The sequence below is a fragment of the Bacillus sp. LJBS06 genome, from assembly GCF_016924995.1.
Lineage (GTDB): Bacteria > Bacillota > Bacilli > Bacillales > Bacillaceae > Bacillus > Bacillus stercoris.
The window spans coordinates 2363533-2379988 of record NZ_CP070483.1 but is presented as its reverse complement, the minus strand read 5'-3'; the positions used below and the strand labels follow the sequence as shown (position 1 = coordinate 2379988).

At 42.6% G+C, this 16456-nt stretch carries 20 protein-coding genes and 1 riboswitch; of the genes, 17 read left to right on the top strand and 3 right to left on the bottom strand.

Features of this window, described 5'->3' with window-relative positions; translation table 11 throughout:
• Positions 1 to 37: 37 nt before the first annotated feature.
• Positions 38 to 1357, top strand: a complete 1320-nt coding sequence (gene lysA, locus JQX68_RS11960) for a diaminopimelate decarboxylase (protein WP_147772442.1) — start codon at positions 38 to 40, stop codon at positions 1355 to 1357.
• Positions 1358 to 1385: 28 nt separating this feature from the next.
• Here the strand turns inward: lysA and JQX68_RS11955 are convergent, their stop codons facing one another.
• A complete protein-coding gene (locus tag JQX68_RS11955) occupies positions 1386 to 2258 on the bottom strand; it encodes a DUF1002 domain-containing protein (protein ID WP_147772198.1) in 873 nt (290 codons plus the stop codon).
• 257 nt (positions 2259 to 2515) lie between these two features.
• Here JQX68_RS11955 and JQX68_RS11950 point away from each other — a divergent pair, with 257 nt between their 5' ends.
• On the top strand, positions 2516 to 2947 hold the full coding sequence (locus JQX68_RS11950) for a peptidylprolyl isomerase (RefSeq protein ID WP_003223931.1): 432 nt from the start codon (positions 2516 to 2518) through the stop codon (positions 2945 to 2947).
• A 139-nt stretch (positions 2948 to 3086) separates the two neighbouring features.
• Here the strand turns inward: JQX68_RS11950 and JQX68_RS11945 are convergent, their stop codons facing one another.
• The gene (locus tag JQX68_RS11945) at positions 3087 to 3299 is read right to left on the bottom strand and encodes a spore germination protein (protein ID WP_014664471.1); all 213 of its coding nucleotides are present in this window, start codon (positions 3297 to 3299) and stop codon (positions 3087 to 3089) included.
• A gap of 627 nt (positions 3300 to 3926) precedes the next feature.
• Here JQX68_RS11945 and JQX68_RS11940 point away from each other — a divergent pair.
• The 9 genes from JQX68_RS11940 (at position 3927) to ribT (ending at position 11359) form a co-directional block, all read left to right on the top strand.
• Entirely contained in the window at positions 3927 to 5234 is a 1308-nt protein-coding gene (locus tag JQX68_RS11940; protein WP_147772197.1) for a bifunctional DedA family/phosphatase PAP2 family protein, read from the top strand.
• Between the two features lie 117 nt (positions 5235 to 5351).
• Positions 5352 to 5558: a zinc ribbon domain-containing protein gene (locus tag JQX68_RS11935; RefSeq protein WP_003230483.1), complete on the top strand. Its 207-nt coding sequence runs from the start codon at positions 5352 to 5354 to the stop codon at positions 5556 to 5558.
• Between the two features lie 333 nt (positions 5559 to 5891).
• Positions 5892 to 6446, top strand: a complete 555-nt coding sequence (gene sipS, locus JQX68_RS11930; RefSeq protein WP_014664467.1) for a signal peptidase I sipS — start codon at positions 5892 to 5894, stop codon at positions 6444 to 6446.
• A 232-nt stretch (positions 6447 to 6678) separates the two neighbouring features.
• The gene (locus JQX68_RS11925; RefSeq protein ID WP_071580445.1) at positions 6679 to 7023 is read left to right on the top strand and encodes a hypothetical protein; all 345 of its coding nucleotides are present in this window, start codon (positions 6679 to 6681) and stop codon (positions 7021 to 7023) included.
• Positions 7024 to 7144: 121 nt separating this feature from the next.
• Positions 7145 to 7289: riboswitch (FMN riboswitch) on the top strand.
• Positions 7290 to 7419: 130 nt separating this feature from the next.
• On the top strand, positions 7420 to 8505 hold the full coding sequence (ribD, locus tag JQX68_RS11920; protein WP_147772196.1) for a bifunctional diaminohydroxyphosphoribosylaminopyrimidine deaminase/5-amino-6-(5-phosphoribosylamino)uracil reductase RibD: 1086 nt from the start codon (positions 7420 to 7422) through the stop codon (positions 8503 to 8505).
• Between the two features lie 10 nt (positions 8506 to 8515).
• Complete coding sequence (gene ribE / locus JQX68_RS11915; RefSeq protein ID WP_040082734.1) at positions 8516 to 9163, top strand: riboflavin synthase subunit alpha; 648 nt, start codon at positions 8516 to 8518, stop codon at positions 9161 to 9163.
• A 14-nt stretch (positions 9164 to 9177) separates the two neighbouring features.
• Complete coding sequence (locus JQX68_RS11910; RefSeq protein ID WP_147772195.1) at positions 9178 to 10374, top strand: bifunctional 3,4-dihydroxy-2-butanone-4-phosphate synthase/GTP cyclohydrolase II; 1197 nt, start codon at positions 9178 to 9180, stop codon at positions 10372 to 10374.
• Positions 10375 to 10406: 32 nt separating this feature from the next.
• Positions 10407 to 10871, top strand: coding sequence for a 6,7-dimethyl-8-ribityllumazine synthase (gene ribH / locus JQX68_RS11905; RefSeq protein ID WP_003223915.1), 465 nt, complete (start codon positions 10407 to 10409; stop codon positions 10869 to 10871).
• A 113-nt stretch (positions 10872 to 10984) separates the two neighbouring features.
• Entirely contained in the window at positions 10985 to 11359 is a 375-nt protein-coding gene (gene ribT, locus JQX68_RS11900) for a GNAT family N-acetyltransferase RibT (RefSeq protein WP_014664461.1), read from the top strand.
• Positions 11360 to 11372: 13 nt separating this feature from the next.
• On the opposite strand, the gene JQX68_RS11895 is transcribed toward ribT, so the two are convergent.
• The gene (locus JQX68_RS11895) at positions 11373 to 11897 is read right to left on the bottom strand and encodes a DUF309 domain-containing protein (RefSeq protein ID WP_147772194.1); all 525 of its coding nucleotides are present in this window, start codon (positions 11895 to 11897) and stop codon (positions 11373 to 11375) included.
• 213 nt (positions 11898 to 12110) lie between these two features.
• On the opposite strand from JQX68_RS11895, the gene scpA reads away from it, so the two are divergent.
• The 6 genes from scpA (at position 12111) to spmB (ending at position 16432) form a co-directional block, all read left to right on the top strand.
• Positions 12111 to 12866, top strand: a complete 756-nt coding sequence (scpA, locus tag JQX68_RS11890) for a segregation/condensation protein A (RefSeq protein ID WP_014664459.1) — start codon at positions 12111 to 12113, stop codon at positions 12864 to 12866.
• The gene (gene scpB / locus JQX68_RS11885) at positions 12856 to 13449 is read left to right on the top strand and encodes an SMC-Scp complex subunit ScpB (protein ID WP_014664458.1); all 594 of its coding nucleotides are present in this window, start codon (positions 12856 to 12858) and stop codon (positions 13447 to 13449) included. Before scpA ends, scpB begins: the two co-directional genes overlap by 11 nt.
• Before the next feature lie 54 nt (positions 13450 to 13503).
• Positions 13504 to 14043, top strand: a complete 540-nt coding sequence (locus JQX68_RS11880) for a YpuI family protein (RefSeq protein ID WP_069149804.1) — start codon at positions 13504 to 13506, stop codon at positions 14041 to 14043.
• Between the two features lie 121 nt (positions 14044 to 14164).
• Positions 14165 to 15313 carry a D-alanyl-D-alanine carboxypeptidase DacB gene (dacB, locus tag JQX68_RS11875; protein ID WP_147772193.1) on the top strand — a complete coding sequence of 383 codons (1149 nt, stop codon included), beginning with the start codon at positions 14165 to 14167 and terminating at the stop codon, positions 15311 to 15313.
• The gene (gene spmA, locus JQX68_RS11870; protein WP_014664456.1) at positions 15301 to 15891 is read left to right on the top strand and encodes a spore maturation protein SpmA; all 591 of its coding nucleotides are present in this window, start codon (positions 15301 to 15303) and stop codon (positions 15889 to 15891) included. Before dacB ends, spmA begins: the two co-directional genes overlap by 13 nt.
• A gap of 4 nt (positions 15892 to 15895) precedes the next feature.
• Positions 15896 to 16432, top strand: coding sequence for a spore maturation protein SpmB (gene spmB / locus JQX68_RS11865; RefSeq protein WP_014664455.1), 537 nt, complete (start codon positions 15896 to 15898; stop codon positions 16430 to 16432).
• Positions 16433 to 16456: the final 24 nt, after the last annotated feature.

Here is a 16456-nt window from a genome sequence, read left to right as displayed (position 1 = left end):
GTCCTTTCATCCATAAGCGGAGAAAGAGGGAATGACATTGTTCTTACACGGCACAAGCAGACAAAATCAACATGGTCATTTAGAAATCGGAGGTGTGGATGCTCTCTATTTAGCGGAGAAATATGGTACACCTCTTTACGTATATGATGTGGCTTTAATACGTGAGCGTGCTAAAAGCTTTAAGCAGGCTTTTATTTCCGCAGGGCTGAAAGCACAGGTGGCATATGCGAGCAAAGCATTCTCATCAGTTGCAATGATTCAGCTCGCTGAGGAAGAGGGACTTTCTTTAGATGTCGTATCCGGAGGAGAGCTTTATACGGCTGTTGCGGCAGGCTTTCCGGCAGAACGCATTCACTTTCATGGAAACAATAAAAGCAGGGAAGAACTGCGGATGGCGCTTGAGCACCGTATCGGCTGCATTGTGGTGGATAATTTCTATGAAATTGCGCTACTTGAAGACCTATGTAAAGAAACGGGACACTCCATCGATGTTCTGCTTCGGATCACGCCTGGAGTAGAAGCGCATACGCATGACTACATTACGACGGGACAAGAAGATTCAAAGTTTGGTTTCGATCTTCATAACGGACAAACTGAACGGGCGATTGAACAAGTATTACAATCGGAACACATTCAGCTGCTGGGTGTCCATTGCCATATCGGATCGCAAATTTTTGATACGGCCGGTTTTGTGTTAGCAGCGGAAAAAATCTTCAAAAAACTAGACGAGTGGAGAGATTCATACTCATTTGTATCCAAGGTGTTGAATCTAGGAGGAGGTTTCGGCATCCGTTATACGGAAGAGGATGAACCGCTTCACGCCACTGAATACGTCGAAAAAATTATCGAAGCTGTGAAAAAAAATGCTTCCCGTTACGGTTTTGATATCCCGGAAATTTGGATCGAACCAGGCCGTTCTCTCGTAGGAGACGCAGGCACAACCCTTTATACGGTTGGCTCACAAAAAGAAGTGCCGGGTGTCCGCCAGTATGTGGCAGTAGACGGAGGCATGAACGACAATATTCGTCCTGCGCTTTACCAAGCTAAATATGAAGCTGCGACAGCCAATCGGATCGGAGAAGCGCATGACAAAACGGTATCGATTGCTGGAAAGTGCTGTGAAAGCGGAGATATGCTGATTTGGGATATTGACCTGCCGGAAGTAAAAGAAGGTGATCTTCTTGCCGTTTTTTGTACAGGCGCTTACGGATACAGCATGGCCAACAATTATAACCGTATTCCGAGACCTGCCGTTGTATTTGTCGAAAACGGTGAGGCTCATTTAGTCGTGAAGCGAGAAACATACGAAGATATTGTAAAACTTGATCTGCCATTTAAAACGAGTGTAAAGCAATAAAAAAAGCGCCGATTTTTCGGCGCTTTTCTTATTTGAAGATAGATACAATCGCATTCCAGATAGATACGAAGAAATCAATGACTTTCTGGATGAAGTTTTTGCCTTCATCTGATTCTATGAATTTCGTAATCTTATCTTTCGCTTTATCAAGCTGGTCACTGACCTGTCCCCAGTTAATGTCAGCGTTTTTCATCTTATTGAATAGGGAGACAAGCTGATTCTTTTGGCTGTCTGTAAGTGTGACGTTTAAATCAGAAGCTGCGTCGTCCACTTGTTTTTCGATGTCAGCTTTATTATCAGGCACCCCGTTTTTAGCAAACTCTTCTTTGATTTTTGCGATCAGGGCTGCCGCATTTTCGTTACCGATTTTGTCTCCAAGATCTGATGTCGTGACAAGCTCTTGGTTGGCGACTTGCTTAACATCCTCTGAGATCGCTTCGTCGGAAGAAACCTCATACGCCTTAATCAATCCGGTTAAAGCCGCAGTCCCGGATACTTCAAACGGCGCTGTAACATACACCTTCGCATCTTTAACACCGGCTGTCATCAGCGCATTCAGGTACATTTCATCTGTAATGCCGCTGATATTATGTGTCTCAACATTCAGTCCAGAGCCTTTTTTGGCAATCGTTATGGACGATGAAGAAATCGCTCTTGATCCGATTTGCGCGTTCGATATATATTTTCCTAAATATTCATGTTCTTCCTTATTGGTCACGGTTACCGTTGTGGCATTATCAGGGACATTCATTTCATCAAGCACTTTTTGTTTGTCGGATTCTGACAAATCAGCACCAAGTGTTACAATGACATCTCCAACTGCGGCATCCGCGAGACTGACCTTCGGAACCATCAGCAGCAAAACGGCCGCTGCCAGCATTCCAATCCAAATTTTCTTCAAAGCAGTTTGACCTCCTTCAACTTCACAAGCAGCTGGCTAGAGCTGCTTTGTGAGGACCTGAATCATAATGAAAATACAGTTCCGTTAGGTTAGACGGAGATAAAGAGATTCAGGTTTCATTTTTATTTTTTAGTAAAGCCGGGAGATTCGTTTTCCCCCGAAAGGTGTGGTATAATAGCCGCGACAAGGAGAGACAGGCTATAACCTATCATACATAATCTCCTTTGAAAATTTAAATAAAGAAAGTAGGCATACAATTGAAAACAGGTTACTTTTTATTAGAAGACGGAAACAAAATTGAATTTGAACTTTACCCTGAAGCTGCACCGGGTACTGTCGCAAACTTTGAAAAGCTTGCGAACGAAGGCTTTTATGACGGCCTTACATTCCACCGAGTGATTCCTGGCTTCGTCAGCCAAGGCGGATGCCCGCACGGAACTGGTACTGGCGGTCCAGGATACACAATCAAATGTGAAACAGAAGGAAACCCGCATACACATGAGGCGGGCGCACTTTCTATGGCACATGCCGGAAAAGATACTGGCGGCAGCCAATTTTTCATCGTTCATGAGCCACAGCCTCATTTGAACGGTGTTCACACTGTATTCGGTAAAGTAACAAGCGGATTAGAATTCGCGAAAAACATGTCTAACGGCGATGTCATGAAAGAAGTTCGCGTAGAAGGCTAATCGGCAGGCAAAAGGCTTCCTCTTAGAGAGGAAGCTTTTTTGTTGGCCAAAAATGGTCAATAAAAAACCGCCGAATGCTGATGGCGGTTGGCAAACCAGGTGTTAAAGGAAGGAGTTTCTCAATCCCCAAATAAATACATTAAAAAGTTTTGGTGACGTTCTGATCAGTAAACTGATGATTAATCATTTTAGCCTTGCTTACGAAGTTATTTTCAAAAACAATCCCTGTGTTTAAACCTCCGGAGCCAAACACAGATTTGGACAAAGTTAATGGCCTGATCATAAAAGCGCCGCCTACGTTAACTACGCCGTTGCCGGAAATGTTGTTTATATTAATAGGATAATCAATCATACCATCCAAATCTCCTTTCATAGTATTCTACTTTTTATATGTATTAGTGCTAGAGTCAATAAGCATAAACTTATTGGTAAAAATATTTAAATGAAGCCTCTTTTTTTCGGTTTTTGAAAAATGTGCATAAAAAAGAGCTTCTTTAAAGCTTCCCGAAACCCAAGTATTTGTCTGTGCTTTTATTCTCTCTGAAAATGGCGGCTTTTTTTCTAGATAATGCTAAGATTAACTTCTGGTTGACTACAAATAGATATACATTACAAGCGGCTCTTCAAATAACCAGTGAGGACGCATGCTGTAGCCGTGATGTTCCTTTCTTGTAAGAGAACGGTTTCTCCTAAATTTAATAAACTGCTATGATGACCCTCAAATGAAAACATGGGGGCGATAAGGTAGTCACTCCCTTAACCGTATATGTTAGATTTTTCAAACCAAACAAACACCTGACTTGGACGTTGACCAGAACCGCCCTTGGCAAACAATCTGCATCAATATGTATGGACAAGGATAGGTTGCGTTTTTTTATCCAGATAAGATCCCGTCGGAATTACTGAAAAGAAAATTGAGCTGATTATACAAAAGTGGATTGGGAATGATAAAAGGACAAAAAAGGTTAAGGAGAAACACATGCAAGTTTTGACGGGGTTACTTGAACAGCATGGATATGCCGTCTTGTTTATTGTGTTAATGTTAGAGCTTATCGCTTTACCTGGGCCTGGAGAGTTTCTGATGGGCTATGCGGGTGTTCTCGTGTTTCAAGATAAGTTAAACTGGGCGCTAAGCATGTTAGCGGCAGGATTGGGAAGTTGTGCGGGAGTGAGCATTTCGTATTGGATCGGGTATAGACTGGGCCCTGCCATTTATAAATATGGAGAACGAATTCATTTTGGAAAGGACAGGATGGAAAAAACATCACGCTGGCTTGCACATTACGGAAACAAATTATTTCTTATTGCTTACTTTATACCAGGTGTGCGCCATGTCGCCGGCTATGCTGCAGGCATTACTCATATCCGATTTAGACAGTATGCCATCTATGCGTATTGTGGTGCATTTCTTTGGACCGGCACGTTCATTTCACTTGGAAAGTTACTCGGACCGGACTGGGAACAGTTTCATGTCGCAATCAAAAAGTATGTATTGATCGGGAGTTTGTTTGCTGCTATTCTGATCTTGCTTTTCTACCTGGTCAAGACGCAAAAAAGCAAGATCAGAGAGTTGATCATAGCGGGATTGGTGAAGGGGGCAAGACAATTTCACACCCTTCGCCGTTTAAGGCTTCTGATCGTGTTTACAGCTTTATTGTTTTTGATGTTTGTGCTGTTAATGGGAAGCTTGGTTGAAAATTATATCAATAATGAATTTAAGCCGTTTGATACGATCGTTACACTTGTTGTGACAGTTCTTTTTAACTCACAGTGGCAGTATTGGATGGCAGTATTCGGGGTTTTTGCGTCGAGAGATGTTCTATTAGCCGTTATTGTTGTAACTTTTCTTTGGATAGTATTCAAAGGGCAAGACCGGAAAATCGAACTCTCTTTCTTATTTTTCCTAGTCATTGGCGGAGAGCTTTATGAAGAGGGAATCAGGCGGCTCTTTCATTCCCTTCGTCCTGTCCATGCTCCTTTGGAAAGTCCCGTCTTATACCCGTTTCCAAGCGAACAGACGTTAACGGCATTTGTCATTTTTGGTTTTTGCGCTTATCTCTTTGTGCGTCATTCTCACAAAGCTCGTCTGCAAACTGTTACATTTTTATCGTTGCTTGTCGTTTTGTTCCTCATCGGGCTGAGCCGTGTGTACTTTCATGAACAGTATCCTAGTGATGTTGTTGGGGGCTACGCCTTCGGCGGTGTTTGGCTCAGTTTGAATGTTTTCGTCATGGAGCTCTTCCGTTTCTCCAGAAGATTTAGCAAGCTGAGAAACGAACCCGATTAGTATGTAGGACGGGTGATTAAAATTAAGAAAACTTTAAAGTTGTACGATTCATTGAGATTGGTATTTTGTAGTAAAATAAATCAAAACAAACGTGATGTATGAAAAGGGGTTCTATATATGGACAACAAAGGCTGTATAAAATGCGGCAGCACTGAAGCCGGACAAAAAGAAATAGCCACAACCGGCACGGGTTTATCAAAGCTGTTTGACGTGCAGCATAACCGATTTTTAGTGGTTTACTGTAAGAACTGCGGATATTCAGAGTTTTATAATAAAGAGTCTTCAACGGCCGGGAATATATTGGATTTATTTTTTGGAGGCTGACAATGTTTTTCGAGCTTCACTGATTTAAACATATCATGAAAGCAAAACGGATGCCTGTTAAGTCACCTGTGAAATAAGCTGCCCGTAACCTCTGTCCCTGTGCAGGATAAGGATGCTGACGTTGATGCCGTCCAGGTTATGTTGAACTATGAAGTTGAAGTTCAATTTCTCAAGCGACATTTGAGGAAGGCCTGGTTGTGATCGACAAGAAAAAATAGGCATGAAGAAGATGAAGATTAACAGTTTGTAAAATCACTTCAATGGTCCTAATGGGATTTCTTTTCGATTCGTGATAACATAAATTGAAGACCGTTGTTTATTGGAGGAAATCAGTTGAAATCAGAAAATGTTTCGAAGAAAAAATCCATTTTAGAATGGGTTAAAGCAATTGTGATAGCTGTCATTCTTGCTTTGCTCATCCGCAACTTTATTTTTGCGCCGTATGTCGTTGATGGTGACTCTATGTATCCTACACTTCACAACCGTGAAAGGGTCTTTGTCAATATGACAGTCAAATACATCGGCGAGTTTGATAGAGGAGACATCGTTGTGTTAAACGGAGATGATGTTCACTACGTCAAACGCATTATCGGCCTTCCCGGCGATACAGTTGAGATGAAAAATGACCAGCTCTATATCAACGGGAAAAAGGTGGACGAACCTTATTTGGCAGCTAATAAAAAGAGAGCGAAACAAGACGGTTTTGACCATTTGACCGATGATTTCGGCCCGGTTAAAGTGCCTGATAACAAGTATTTTGTGATGGGTGACAACCGTCGGAATTCCATGGACAGCCGTAACGGACTTGGCCTCTTCACGAAAAAACAAATTGCGGGTACGTCAAAGTTTGTTTTCTACCCGTTTAACGAAATGCGCAAAACAAATTAGAGTCAAGCAGACCCATTGGGGCTGCTTTTTTTATATCTTTTTTATGGTTATCCCCCAAAACCAGAACATAAATTCGTATATCTATAGAAAAGAAATTTTTGCAGAAATGTGAAACATATTCCCGTTATGCATCGTTATATTAATAATTTACGAGAATTAACGGTTTTTTATTCATGAAAAAAAGGAATAACTCATATGAATGAATAGATTCATATTGGCTGGAGGTTTAGATATGGGAAGAATAAAAACCAAGATTACCATTCTGTTAGTGCTTTTGCTTTTACTTGCAGGCGGTTATATGTACATAAATGATGTTGAGCTGAAGGATGTCCCGACAGCAATCGGACAAACCTTGTCCTCGGAAGAAGAGGAATACACCATCCAAGAATATAAAGTAACGACAATCGACGGCTCAGAGTATCATGGAGTAGCAGAAAACGGAACGAAAATCATCTTCAACGGAAAAAAATTAAATCAGGATTTATCTGATATAAAAGAAGGTGACAAGATTAAGGCGTACTTCAGCAAATCAAAGCGGATCGATGGATTAATCAAGGTTGCAAAAGTGAATGATTAACAAAACATCACCTTTCAGATCGAAGGGTGATGTTTTTGTTTTTCTCAAATTGTAAGTTTATTTCATTGCGTACTTTTAGAAGGATCGCTATAATAGCCAATAAGGACAAATGAATAAAGATTGTATCCTTCGGGGCAGGGTGGAAATCCCGACCGGCGGTAGTAAAGCGAATTCGCTTTAGAGCCCGTGACCCGTGTGCATAAGCACGCGGTGGATTCAGTTTAAGCTGAAGCCGACAGTGAAAGTCTGGATGGGAGAAGGATGATGAGCCGCTATGCAAAAAGTTTAAAAATGCATAGTGTTATTTCCTATTGCGTAAAATACCTAAAGCCCCGGATTTTTCATAAATTCGGGGCTTTTTTTGACGGTAAATAACAAAAGAGGGGAGGTAAACAAATGGAAGAGTATTATATGGAACTGGCATTAGATCTTGCGAAGCAGGGCGAAGGACAGACCGAATCAAATCCGCTCGTCGGCGCTGTTGTCGTAAAGGACGGACAAGTTGTCGGAATGGGCGCCCATTTAAAATATGGGGAAGCTCATGCAGAAGTTCATGCTATCCATATGGCTGGAGCACATGCAGAGGGGGCCGACATTTACGTTACACTCGAACCGTGCAGCCATTACGGAAAAACACCGCCATGTGCAGAATTGATTATCAATTCTGGCATCAAAAGAGTGTTCGTGGCGATGAGAGATCCTAACCCGCTTGTGGCTGGAAGAGGGATCAGCATGATGAAAGAAGCCGGCATTGAGGTAAGTGAAGGCATCCTGCCAGACCAGGCGGAGAAGCTGAATGAAAAATTTCTGCACTTTATGAGGACAGGCCTTCCGTACGTCACACTAAAAGCGGCCGCAAGCCTTGATGGCAAGATAGCTACCAGCACGGGTGACAGCAAATGGATCACATCAGAGGCTGCAAGACAGGATGCTCAGCAATACAGGAGAACACACCAAAGCATTCTAGTCGGAGTTGGGACGGTGAAAGCCGACAATCCGAGCTTAACTTGCAGACTGCCGAATGTAACAAAACAGCCCATTCGGGTTATACTTGATACCGTACTCTCGATTCCTGAGGACGCTAAAGTGATTTGCGATCAATTAGCGCCGACATGGATTTTTACAACGGCACGCGCAGACGAGGAAAAGAAAAAACGGCTTTCCGCTTTCGGAGTGAACATATTTACACTGGAAACCGAGCGCATTCAAGTTCCCGATGTTTTGAAAATCCTATCGGAAGAAGGCATCATGTCGGTGTATGTGGAAGGCGGTTCAGCTGTTCACGGAAGCTTTGTCAAAGAAGGCTGTTTTCAAGAAATCATCTTCTATTTTGCCCCTAAACTAATCGGAGGAACGCTTGCTCCCAGCTTAATCTCCGGTGAAGGTTTTCAATCAATGAAAGATGTCCCCTTATTACAATTCACTGATATAACCCAAATCGGCCGTGATATCAAACTGACGGCCAAACCGACAAACGAGTAGGATGGTGACCATGTTTACAGGAATTATCGAAGAAACAGGCACAATCGATTCCATGAAAAAAGCAGGGCATTCAATGGCCTTAACAATTACATGCTCAAAGATTTTAGAGGATGTTCATCTTGGCGACAGCATTGCAGTGAACGGTATTTGTCTGACTGTCACTGATTTTACAAAAAATCAATTCACTGTGGATGTTATGCCTGAAACAGTCAAAGCTACGTCACTGAATGATTTATCAAAAGGAAGCAAAGTAAATCTGGAAAGAGCGATGGCGGCAAACGGCCGTTTCGGAGGTCATTTCGTCTCAGGCCATGTCGACGGAACTGCGGAAATCACACGAATTGAAGAGAAAAGCAACGCAGTTTACTATGATTTAAAAATGGACCCGTCTTTAACCAAAACATTGGTTTTAAAGGGATCAATTACCGTGGATGGCGTGAGCTTAACCATTTTCGGCCTGACAGAAGACACAGTGACGATTTCTTTAATACCGCATACGATCAGCGAAACGATCTTTTCAGAAAAAACGATCGGCTCTAAAGTGAATATCGAATGCGATATGATCGGAAAATATATGTATCGATTTTTGCATAAAGCCAATGAAAATAAGACCCAACAAACCATTACAAAAGCCTTCTTAAGCGAAAACGGCTTTTAGAGAGGAAGATTTGCATGTTTCATCCGATAGAAGAAGCACTTGACGCTTTAAAAAAAGGCGAGGTCATCATCGTTGTAGATGATGAAGACAGAGAAAATGAAGGAGACTTTGTGGCTCTAGCCGAGCATGCAACGCCGGAAGTGATTAACTTTATGGCGACACACGGAAGAGGGCTGATCTGCACGCCGCTCAGTGAGGAAATTGCAGACAGGCTTGATCTTCACCCTATGGTTGAGCATAATACAGATTCTCACCATACTGCCTTTACCGTAAGCATAGACCATCGTGAAACGACAACAGGTATCAGCGCTCAAGAAAGATCATTTACTGTCCAAGCTTTGCTGGACAGCAAAGCTATGCCATCTGATTTTCAGCGTCCCGGGCACATTTTTCCTCTGATTGCGAAAAAAGGAGGTGTCCTGAAAAGAGCGGGCCACACAGAAGCTGCTGTTGATCTTGCTGAAGCCTGCGGATCTCAAGGAGCCGGCGTCATTTGTGAAATTATGAATGAAGACGGAACGATGGCGAGAGTGCCTGAGCTCATTGAAATTGCGAAAAAGCATCAGCTAAAAATGATCACGATTAAAGATTTGATTCAATACCGTTACAATCTGACAACACTAGTCGAGCGTGAAGTTGACATTACGCTGCCTACTGATTTTGGCACATTCAAGGTTTATGGATACACAAATGAGGTAGATGGAAAAGAGCATGTCGCATTTGTGATGGGGGATGTGCCGTTCGGAGAAGAACCGGTATTGGTCCGGGTGCATTCAGAATGTCTCACAGGTGATGTGTTTGGGTCTCATCGCTGTGACTGCGGTCCGCAGCTTCACGCCGCGCTGACCCAAATTGCCGCAGAAGGCCGCGGAGTGCTTCTGTATTTGCGCCAAGAAGGACGAGGCATCGGTTTAATCAATAAATTAAAAGCTTATAAGCTTCAGGAACAAGGCTATGACACCGTCGAAGCCAATGAGGCGCTTGGATTCCTGCCGGATCTTCGCAACTATGGCATCGGTGCACAAATTTTACGCGACCTCGGTGTGCGGAATATGAAGCTTTTGACGAATAATCCGCGGAAAATCGCAGGCCTAGAAGGCTACGGACTCAGTATTTCAGAAAGAGTGCCGCTTCAAATGGAGGCGAAAGAGCACAATAAAAAATATTTGCAAACCAAAATGAACAAGCTGGGTCATTTACTTCATTTCTAATCACAAATATCACAAAAAAGGATGGGAATCATATGAATATCATACAAGGAAATTTAGTTGGTACAGGTCTTAAAATCGGAATCGTAGTAGGAAGATTTAATGATTTTATTACGAGCAAGCTGCTGAGCGGTGCAGAAGATGCGTTGCTCAGACACGGCGTAGACACAAATGATATTGATGTGGCTTGGGTTCCAGGCGCATTTGAAATACCGTTTGCTGCGAAAAAAATGGCGGAAACAAAAAAATATGACGCTATTATCACACTAGGCACTGTCATCAGAGGCGCGACGACTCATTATGATTATGTCTGCAATGAAGCTGCAAAAGGCATCGCGCAAGCCGCAAACACTACTGGAGTACCTGTCATCTTTGGAATTGTGACAACTGAAAACATCGAACAGGCTATCGAGCGTGCCGGCACAAAAGCGGGCAACAAAGGTGTAGATTGTGCTGTTTCTGCCATAGAAATGGCAAATTTAAACCGCTCATTTGAATAATTTGCTGAAAACAGTTTAAAAATATGGCGAAAATGATATAATGTGAGAAAACGGATCACCTATTCGTATCCGTTTAATAGCAGACTGGACATTTTGGATATAGAGGGGTTTTTATGTTAATTCGTTATAAAAAATCGTTTGAAAAGATTGCGATGGGACTTCTTTCGTTTATGCCGAATGAAAAAGACCTTAAGCAGCTTCAGCAGACAATTAAGGACTACGAAACGGATACAGACCGCCAGCTCTTTCTTTGGAAAGAGGACGAGGATATCGTCGGAGCAATCGGAGTCGAAAAAAAGGATTCTGAGGTAGAGATCCGGCATATCAGTGTGAATCCTTCTCATCGCCATCAAGGAATCGGAAAACAGATGATGGATGCTTTAAAGCATTTATTCAAAACGCAAGTGCTGGTTCCAAATGAATTAACGCAGAGCTTTTTCGAACGTTGTCAAGATCAGCAGGATCAAGACATTTCATACAATAATTAAGCAGAGGCTGTGATCAGCCTCTGCTTTTTTTTCTGCGTTCTCTTTCTTTTTCACGTTCGCGGATGACGTCAGTTCGATCCCGCAAACGGTGTTTGTCGATAAGAAATGTGTCGCTAAGTGTGCTGGGCTGCCCCCATGTATACTTTTTATTCTTGCATTCGTTCCGGCAAGCTTCCTTTAATTTCTCATCTTTGATCGGCAGCATAATGCTTTTATAGGCAGAGCCGGTTTCGATTTGTTCATAAACCGTTTGCATAAGCTCGAGCAAACGCCCATGATCGAGCCCTAAGTCTTCGACTGCCTGGTGTTCTGCTTGAAGAATCCGGATGCTGTTCGCCATCAGTCTTTTGGCCCCGGCTGTATTCTGCCTTCTGTGATGATATAAAGCAACTGCAAGCTGAATAAAGCCGACCCAATAGCGTTTTCGTTTCTTTGGCGGATCTTCCTTCCAATATTCTTCTAATATTTCATGGCATTCAAAATAATCCCGTGTCGCGTGAAACTCAACGAGATAATCTATATAAGCTTTTGGATACAAGGTGCTTCCTCCTTTAATGTCTTTTAGTGTAACACAGGAAGGATAAAAGGAAAAAAGAACGCTCAGCCAACGCATTTCGCGTTTTGAATATTCTGTACAAACTGCTTCAAAACAGGAAATGAAATAGTATTGGACGAGAGCTTTTTGGTGGCTTATACTAAAGGGTAGCCAGTTTTACCGGCAATGAGAGTGATACTTGAAAATGGTGAGATGATGGAAGAATATCAAGTGAAAATTGATACGTTTGAGGGCCCATTGGACCTGTTGCTTCATTTAATCAATCGTCTTGAAATTGACATATATGATATACCTGTGGCGAAGATCACTGAACAATATTTATTATATGTACATACAATGCGCGTGCTTGAGCTCGATATTGCCAGCGAGTATTTGGTTATGGCCGCCACGCTGCTCAGCATTAAAAGCAGAATGCTGCTTCCGAAGCAAGAGGAGGAGCTTTTTGAAGATGAATTACTTGAAGAAGAGGATCCGCGTGAGGAACTGATTGAAAAGCTGATTGAGTATAGAAAATATAAAGATGCGGCGAAGGATTTAAAAGAACGGGAAGAAGAAAGACAAAAATCGTTCACGAAACCGCCGAGTGATTTGAGTGAATACGCAAAAGAAATAAAACAGTCTGAGCAAAAGCTCTCTGTTACGGTCTATGATATGATCGGGGCTTTTCAAAAAGTGCTGAAACGCAAAAAAATAAACAGGCCGATGGAAACGACGATTACCAGACAGGACATACCAATCGAAGACAGAATGAACGAAATCGTGCACAGCCTGAAATCAAGAGGAACGAGAATCAACTTTATGGACCTGTTTCCATATGAGCAAAAAGAACATTTAGTAGTGACCTTTCTAGCCGTTCTCGAGCTGATGAAAAATCAGCTGGTTCTCATTGAACAGGAGCAAAATTTTTCAGATATTTACATTACGGGGAGTGAATCCATTCATGGGGCTTGATATCGTGAATTGGAAAGCTATAGTGGAAGCCCTTCTTTATGCGGCAGGCGATGAAGGGCTCACAAAAAAGCAGCTGTTAACAGTGCTTGAAATCGAAGAGCCTGAGCTGAACACCATCATGGCGGAAGTGGCGGACGAATACCGCGGGGATACAAGAGGCATTGAACTGATTGAGTATGCAGATACGTACATGCTCTCTACCAAAAAAGACTTTGCACCTTACTTGAAAAAACTGATTGAAGTGCCGTCCAAGGGCCTTTCTCAAGCATCTTTAGAAGTGCTGGCTATTGTTTCATACAAACAGCCAATTACGAGAGCAGAAATTGAAGAAATCAGAGGAGTAAAATCAGAGCGGATTTTACACAGTCTCGTCGCGAAGGCTTTATTGTGTGAAGTGGGACGTGCTGACGGTCCGGGACGTGCCATTTTATACGGTACAACGCCGACTTTTCTTGAACAATTCGGTCTAAAAACACTGGACGAGCTTCCGCCGCTGCCTGAAAATGCGGAAGAAGACGTTCTTCAAGAAGAAGCAGATTTATTTTTTGAAAACTTTAACCAAACCTTCGAAGATATAAAATAGAAGTTTAATGAATCGCGCTTTTTCATCATCATAAGATATAAGGAAGAAGCTATCATGAAAGAAGCAAAATGTGAGAGACAAAGACATGAGGGGAAGATACCAAACGAAATGGGACATTCGATTGTGCGAGCGCAGACTCAAAAAACAGGCGAATTCTTATCAATGGTTGTCAATACCGTGAACGATTACCTAAATCAAACGACGCTGGAATCCTTACAGGCTGAATTGCCTATTGAAAAAGGATACTGCTGTGATGTGCTGAGCACTTTGAGAAGAATGGCAGTATTTTGTGAAGGAGGCGCAGAAGCGTGCCGCCGTCTCCTGATGCAGGAGCCTTTTCAGGAAGCCAGAGCGGAAAAAACACTTTATAATGTGTATCACCAATGCATTGAAGAGTTCTTTATGCCGAAAAAAGACACGTGGTGTGAAAATAGCCGGGCGTCTTATACAGGGGTCAGCGCAATTGAGTTTTATCATGCTGTTCCTGCGTCGCTTGAGCAATTACTATTGCCGTTGAGCGCAGCCTTTCTGAAGATGAGGGAAGAGCTGGCTCATTACGAAGCGTCCGGATCAAGCGTGGCGCCAATCAGATAACGTTTACTCTCCCTCTTTCAGGGAGAGTTTTTTATGTTTGCTTCCAGAAATAGAATTGTTATTCATAACTGATGGACATGCGCATAAACTTGTACAAACCACCACAAGGACGTGAGCAAACATGCGCATTTTCAAAAAAGCAGTATTCGTGATTATGATTTCTTTTCTGATTGCCACTGTAAATGTGAATACAGCACATGCAGCTATAGATGTCAGTGCAAAAAGCGCGATCATTATCGACGGAGCGTCAGGCAGAGTGTTATTTGCCAAGGATGAGCATCAAAAAAGGCGTATTGCCAGCATCACAAAAATTATGACCGCCGTCCTCGCTATCGAATCCGGCAAAATGGATCAAACGGTGACGGTTTCGGCAAATGCTGTCAGAACAGAAGGCTCCGCCATTTATTTAACAGAAGGTCAAAAAGTGAAATTGAAAGATCTTGTGTATGGCCTGATGCTAAGATCAGGAAACGACGCCGCTGTCGCGATTGCTGAGCATGTCGGTGGGAGCCTCGATGGGTTTGTTTATATGATGAATCAAAAAGCCGAGCAGCTTGGTATGGAAAACACCCGTTTTCAAAACCCGCACGGATTGGACGACCATGAAAATCATTATTCAACAGCCTATGACATGGCCATTTTAACTAAATATGCTATGAAGCTGAAAGACTATCAAAAGATTTCAGGCACAAAAATATATAAAGCGGAAACGATGGAAAGCGTATGGAAAAACAAAAATAAACTGCTTACAATGCTTTATCCATACAGCACAGGAGGAAAAACAGGCTATACAAAACTTGCAAAACGGACACTGGTTTCAACGGCTTCAAAGGATGGCATTAACCTGATAGCCGTCACCATTAATGACCCTGATGATTGGGATGACCATATGAAAATGTTTAATTATGTGTTTGATCACTATCAAACCTATTTAATTGCAAAAAAAGGGGACATTCCAAAGCTGAAAGGCACATTTTATGAATCGAAGGCTTTTATCAAACGAGATATCACCTATTTGCTGAACGAAGAGGAAAAAGAAGATGTGAAAATTAATACCACGCTGCTCAAGCCAAAAAAAGCATGGGAAAAAGATGCCTCAAAAATTCCTGACATCGTAGGGCACATGGAGATCATGTTCAACAATGAAACCGTCGCAAAAGTGCCAATCTATTATGAAAATGAACGTCATCAAAAACCGAAGAAACAATTTTTTGAAACGTTTAAGTCAATCTTTCTGAATGCGGCAGGCGGAGCAAAATGGTCAATATAATTTGGGTCAGTTTAACTGTGATCGGACTTGTTTTTGCGATGTGCAACGGAACTCTGCAAGATGTAAATGAAGCCGTGTTTAAGGGTGCGAAAGAAGCCGTTACGATCTCATTTGGATTGATGAGCGTGCTTGTTTTCTGGCTTGGCTTAATGAAAATAGCTGAGCAGTCAGGGCTTTTGGATATTTTCAGCCGGATGTGCAGGCCTTTTATATCTAAACTGTTCCCTGATATACCGCCGGACCACCCGGCGATGGGCTACATTTTATCTAATCTTATGGCGAATTTCTTCGGCCTCGGAAATGCAGCAACTCCGCTTGGCATTAAAGCAATGGAGCAAATGAAAAAGCTGAATGGAGACCGATCGGAAGCAAGCCGGTCGATGATTACGTTTTTAGCTGTTAATACGTCCTGCATCACTCTCATTCCGACAACGGTGATCGCTGTCCGGATGGCTTATTCCTCCAAAACACCGACAGATATCGTCGGACCAAGCATTTTGGCAACGCTCATTTCCGGAATCGGCGCTATTATCATTGACCGGTATTTTTATTATCGCCGCAAGAAGAAGGGGAGGTAAGCGGATGGAAATCATCAACTGGATGTCTTTAGCGATGATTCCGATCATTATTGCCGGCATACTTCTTTATGGGACAATCAAAAAGGTTCCCACATATGAATCGTTTGTCGAAGGAGGCAAAGAGGGGATAGAAATCGCCTTCTCCATTATCCCCTATTTAGTCGGAATGCTTGTCGCGATAACTGTTTTCCGATCATCAGGCGCGCTTGATTTTATAATGGATCTTTTAAAACCGGTTTTCTCTGCTATCGGCATCCCCGGTGAGGTGGTACCGCTTGCTCTGATCCGCCCGATCTCCGGTACGGCCGCACTCGGAATGACGACCGATTTAATCGCAGTATACGGGCCCGATTCCTTTATCGGCAGGCTGGCTTCCGTCATGCAGGGATCTACAGATACAACGCTTTACGTACTGACAGTGTATTTTGGTGCAGTCGGTATTAAAAAAATGGGTGATGCATTAAAGGTGGGACTTCTTGCCGATTTAATCGGCGTAGTTGCATCAATCATCATCGTTACGTTATTATTTGGGAGCGCCTGAAAACGGCGTTTTTTTTAGATTTGG

What these genes read in the sequence shown, in the direction of transcription:
- JQX68_RS11945 (WP_014664471.1), bottom strand. Translation starts at nt 3,299, where the DNA reads ATGATTGATTATCCTATTAATATAAACAACATTTCCGGCAACGGCGTA.
- JQX68_RS11940 (WP_147772197.1), top strand. Translation starts at nt 3,927, where the DNA reads ATGCAAGTTTTGACGGGGTTACTTGAACAGCATGGATATGCCGTCTTG.
- spmB (WP_014664455.1), top strand. Translation starts at nt 15,896, where the DNA reads ATGGAAATCATCAACTGGATGTCTTTAGCGATGATTCCGATCATTATT.
- JQX68_RS11880 (WP_069149804.1), top strand. Translation starts at nt 13,504, where the DNA reads ATGAAAGAAGCAAAATGTGAGAGACAAAGACATGAGGGGAAGATACCA.
- ribH (WP_003223915.1), top strand. Translation starts at nt 10,407, where the DNA reads ATGAATATCATACAAGGAAATTTAGTTGGTACAGGTCTTAAAATCGGA.
- dacB (WP_147772193.1), top strand. Translation starts at nt 14,165, where the DNA reads ATGCGCATTTTCAAAAAAGCAGTATTCGTGATTATGATTTCTTTTCTG.
- ribD (WP_147772196.1), top strand. Translation starts at nt 7,420, where the DNA reads ATGGAAGAGTATTATATGGAACTGGCATTAGATCTTGCGAAGCAGGGC.
- JQX68_RS11935 (WP_003230483.1), top strand. Translation starts at nt 5,352, where the DNA reads ATGGACAACAAAGGCTGTATAAAATGCGGCAGCACTGAAGCCGGACAA.
- scpB (WP_014664458.1), top strand. Translation starts at nt 12,856, where the DNA reads ATGGGGCTTGATATCGTGAATTGGAAAGCTATAGTGGAAGCCCTTCTT.
- JQX68_RS11925 (WP_071580445.1), top strand. Translation starts at nt 6,679, where the DNA reads ATGGGAAGAATAAAAACCAAGATTACCATTCTGTTAGTGCTTTTGCTT.
- ribE (WP_040082734.1), top strand. Translation starts at nt 8,516, where the DNA reads ATGTTTACAGGAATTATCGAAGAAACAGGCACAATCGATTCCATGAAA.
- JQX68_RS11910 (WP_147772195.1), top strand. Translation starts at nt 9,178, where the DNA reads ATGTTTCATCCGATAGAAGAAGCACTTGACGCTTTAAAAAAAGGCGAG.
- spmA (WP_014664456.1), top strand. Translation starts at nt 15,301, where the DNA reads ATGGTCAATATAATTTGGGTCAGTTTAACTGTGATCGGACTTGTTTTT.
- scpA (WP_014664459.1), top strand. Translation starts at nt 12,111, where the DNA reads ATGGAAGAATATCAAGTGAAAATTGATACGTTTGAGGGCCCATTGGAC.
- ribT (WP_014664461.1), top strand. Translation starts at nt 10,985, where the DNA reads ATGTTAATTCGTTATAAAAAATCGTTTGAAAAGATTGCGATGGGACTT.